Raw genomic sequence first — 3,837 nt, 5'->3', positions numbered from 1 at the left:
CCATCTCCCTCCAGAGGGCCACCTGAAGGAGACAGCCGCATCAAACTTCTCACAAGCCCAGATCCGCCCGACACAGCAAGCGACTTTTTCAACAGAATTGCCTCATCTTGGACGTCTTGACGATTTTTGTAGTTTCCCGAAAGCTGATGTTGTCACACTCACGTCAATAGGCCGAGTTTGGGACATTTCTGCCGTTCACCGACGACGTGGCGAACGGCGGATCTTATCAAATGCCGACTTTCAGCGTTTGCGCCTCTGATCTCATGGGCCGACCGACCTCGGCGGTTTGTACTCTGCCAGATTCCGGGCGAGCCGAGGCGCTTTGCTGACATTCGTTCATCGGGCCGTCGTGTTCGGGAAAACCCAATGCTGGCCGTTCGCAGGTCCGATCCCATTGCCGAGAACCGGTCATCCGTTCAGCTTCGTGGGCTGGAGAATTGGTACGGCCGGAGGCCGTCTTCAATGAAGGCGAATGTAGCAGAGATCGACAGGAACCACCTGCGGCCGATCAGCTTGAACCGCGACACGAACCCGGCGCGAGCTAGCTCAGCGTCTTCCCCGGACTTAGCCGGAATGTGTTGCACTCCAAAGGGATCGTGCATAACATTGAGGTTTTCCGGGTGACTCGTGTCATGCCGATCGGGGAGGCATGAAGTGGGACTTGCACCCAACGCGACCAACATCACCGTGCGCCAAGTTCTGGAGAAGCTCGACGGCGAATTCGCCGCCACCGCGAAGGCCGTCGAGAACGGCGAATTTGCTTTGTGGGTCGGTTCGGGTATCTCGCGGAAGGCACCGAGCCTGGGCGGCCTCATCGCCGCGGCGATAGAATATCTTCGCATACGAGCAGTCGATCCGGCGACCGAAGCCGAATACATGCCCGCGCTCGACGAGGCGCTGCAGCTAGCCGGAACGGATCGAACGGCAGTCGGCGCCGACCTCCACTTGGCGTTCGTGGCGTGGGGAGCGCGCGATGCGATCGTCAACGCGCTCTGGAATAACTATTCCCGCGTCCTCGATATCCGCGTTGGTGCAGATCCCGGCGACTTCATCCTCTGGACGGCGATCGACATCCGGCGGCAGTTCGAAAATCCGCCACCGCCGGCAGCGTCGCATCTCTGTATCGCGCTCCTCGTGCTTGAGGGTGCCATCAAGACCATCGCATCCGGAAACTGGGACGGCTTCATCGAAGCCGCCATCCATCGTCTCGGCGGCAGCATCCCCGGAATCCTTCAGGTCGTCGTGGACCCCGACCAGCTCCGTGATCCTCCTGGTCAGGCGAGGCTGCTGAAGTTCCACGGATGCATCATCCACGCTGAGCAGGACGAGGGGCGATATCGCCGTTTTCTAACCGGCAGCCACACGCAAATCGCGATGTGGCCGAACAACCCGGACTTCGCCGCTATGCGGAACGAGGTGCTCGGGATCGCCACGAATCGCAAGACGATGGTTCTGGGCTTGTCGATACAGGACATGAACCTGCAGGGCGTGTTCGCGGCGGCGACCGGAATCAACAAGTGGCCCTGGCCATGCGCGCCGGACGCCCCGGGCCACGTTTTCTGCGAGGACCAGATCACCCAAGGTCAACGCGACGTCCTGCGGATCGTCTATGGCGATGAGTATAACGGAAACGTGTCAGCGATAAACGCGGCTAGCCACATGCGGGCGTGGGGCGAACAGGTCCTGGTCGCCCTGGTGCTCAAGACGGTCGCCGACAAGCTCAACTGCCTGATGGGGCTCGCGCTCGACGCGAGCGGCAGAGGCGCGCTTCTCGCCCCTCTGACCGCCTCCGTAAATGCGCTTCGTGACCAGATGGCCGACGGCGCCCTTGTCGACAATGTGGACCAGAGCCGGACGCCCGCCGTCAACACGGGCATCGCTCTCTGGTCACGCGCAATGTCCGTCTTCCGGGGCGGGCAGCTCCAGCATGACCCGGCAGCCTACGAGCCGATCAGTCCGAATACAATCGGTCTGCTGGCGACGGACCAGAATGCCCGGGCTAGCAGGCTCGGGCATCTCGCCATCATGCTCGCACTACTGGACTATGGCCGATCGACAGCTCAGTGGTCGCTCGCGTCGCCAGCGAACGACGATCTGTCCGCCGGGGTCGCCTCGCTTCAGGCATGTCGCGCCGGAGCGCCTGCCCGTCCCGTCTTCCTCGTGAAGTCGGCGTCCGAAGCGATCCGCCTGCAGGCTGACAACGCCTATACCAACGACAATGCCCTCGTCATCCACTCCGACGACACTTGGCATCTCACGATGGCCTCCCGCTCAAGCAGGTCGCCATCGAGCGCGCCGGGTCGGACAGGATCGCTCGCCCCCTCCCATGTAAGCGTAGAGAGCCTCCTACAAGCGTCCAGCGACATCGACGAACTGCGTGCAGCCTTCGCCGCCGAGGTGATGCTATGACCTCGTCCCCCCTTATTGCCGCCATCCGCCAGCGCCTCAACGAAGCCGGATACGACGACCTACCGACTCCGTTCAGGATGGCTGGCGTCGAGTTCCAGTTCACCGGTGCGCTTCGCGGTCGGCACGGTCGGGCACTTGACCTCGTGCTTCTGATCGACACCACGGCGGGATCGTTCGGTGACAGCGATGGCGCGCGTGTTCGTGCGCGTGTTCAGGCGCTAAGCCGCGCGCTCGACGTTACGGCATCGCGATACGTTCTGACGGTCGTGCTCGCCGGCGCAACGCTGCCCGGCGACATCGAGGAGCTGACGGACACCGCACGCGTTCTGCACGTCGATACGCTTCCCGTCGATCAGGCGGTCAACTGCCTGGAAGACAGCCTCCGAGTGCTGCTACCTCTGTCGATCCCGCAGCAGGCGCCGACGAGCAGGACGGCACGGCGCAGGAGCAACTGGAGAAGGCGTTGAAGAACGTCGTCGATGGAGCCACAATCAAGACCATCATGGACGCGGCGGAGCGCGGCGAGGAGGCCGTGACCGAGGCAATCGCGAGCCTAATCGATGCGGCGCTCGTCAAAAAGGAGGAGAAAGCATGACCGACCTTCTTCTCAAGGAATTGGACGTCACCGACTTCCGTAGTATCCGCGGGCACGTGCACGCCCCGCTCGACGCGCAGGTCGTGCTCGTGCATGGTGAGAACGGCGCCGGCAAGACGAGCCTTCTGTCGGCCATCGAGCTTGCGCTGACGGGAGGCGTCCAGTCGCTTCGGCGGGCAGACCCGGGTTACGCATCACAGCTCATGCACCGGTCCGCCGCACAGGGCAGCGTGTCGGTGGCTACTGTGGGTACCGGAGCGGCCAAGTACGGCGCCACGCTCTCCCCCGACGGAATTGCGACGTCGACCTCCTTCAATGCGGCGCTCGCGTCGTTCTTCAGCGAGCGGAGCTACCTGCCGCAAGCGCTACTCGGGCAGCTCCTGCAAATCTACCAAGATTCGGGAAGCGGCGCGGATTCCCCGCTGGCGAAGTTCGTCGGCGAACTGCTGCGCCTGGACCGCCTCGACGCCATCGAGACCGGGCTGAAGCCATTCGGGGACGTGCGCAACGTCCGCAAGGTCGTCGACGGCTGGTCGGAGAACGAGCTGGAGAAGACGCGGCTGGAGGCGCTCATTAAGGACCAGAAGCTCAGTCTGCTCCAAATCATTGAGGACATCGGCGTCCAGATGTCGGATATAAGGAAGGCGGCGGACACGCTCGGACTCGTCGTGGAGTTCGACGAACGCAAGCTGGACGCCATCGACCAAGCGCTTTCACCCACGGATGACGAGCAACGCCTGCGGATAATTACCGACCGCCGGCGTGAACTGGGTTCGATCCGGCGGGAGCTCGCGCGGGCGGCGGGAGCGGCTCCGTCTGCATCCATCGCCGCG

Annotated in this window: 5 protein-coding genes; all 5 read left to right on the top strand. The window is 63.0% G+C overall.

Translation table 11 applies throughout. From position 1 onward, the window contains the following. The coding region (locus JCM25146_RS23090; RefSeq protein WP_206777544.1) for a hypothetical protein at nucleotides 1-259 on the top strand (259 nt) is incomplete at its 5' end. 395 nt (nucleotides 260-654) lie between these two features. Continuing rightward, entirely contained in the window at nucleotides 655-2,409 is a 1,755-nt protein-coding gene (locus JCM25146_RS15515; RefSeq protein ID WP_025829174.1) for an SIR2 family protein, read from the top strand. After that, complete coding sequence (locus JCM25146_RS15510) at nucleotides 2,406-2,876, top strand: hypothetical protein (protein ID WP_025829172.1); 471 nt, start codon at nucleotides 2,406-2,408, stop codon at nucleotides 2,874-2,876. The genes JCM25146_RS15515 and JCM25146_RS15510 overlap by 4 nt, the downstream gene beginning before the upstream one ends. Continuing rightward, entirely contained in the window at nucleotides 2,873-3,004 is a 132-nt protein-coding gene (locus JCM25146_RS24710) for a hypothetical protein (RefSeq protein ID WP_277909624.1), read from the top strand. Before JCM25146_RS15510 ends, JCM25146_RS24710 begins: the two co-directional genes overlap by 4 nt. Continuing rightward, a partial coding sequence (locus tag JCM25146_RS20160; protein WP_035372878.1) for an AAA family ATPase occupies nucleotides 3,001-3,837 on the top strand: 837 nt, incomplete at its 3' end. The genes JCM25146_RS24710 and JCM25146_RS20160, both read left to right, overlap by 4 nt.

The organism is Acetobacter okinawensis JCM 25146 (assembly GCF_000613865.1).
GTDB lineage: Bacteria > Pseudomonadota > Alphaproteobacteria > Acetobacterales > Acetobacteraceae > Acetobacter > Acetobacter okinawensis.
The sequence above is the reverse complement of the archived record's forward strand: the minus strand, read 5'-3'. Positions and strand labels throughout refer to the sequence as shown.

What these genes read in the sequence shown, in the direction of transcription:
- JCM25146_RS15510 (WP_025829172.1), top strand. Translation starts at nt 2,406, where the DNA reads ATGACCTCGTCCCCCCTTATTGCCGCCATCCGCCAGCGCCTCAACGAA.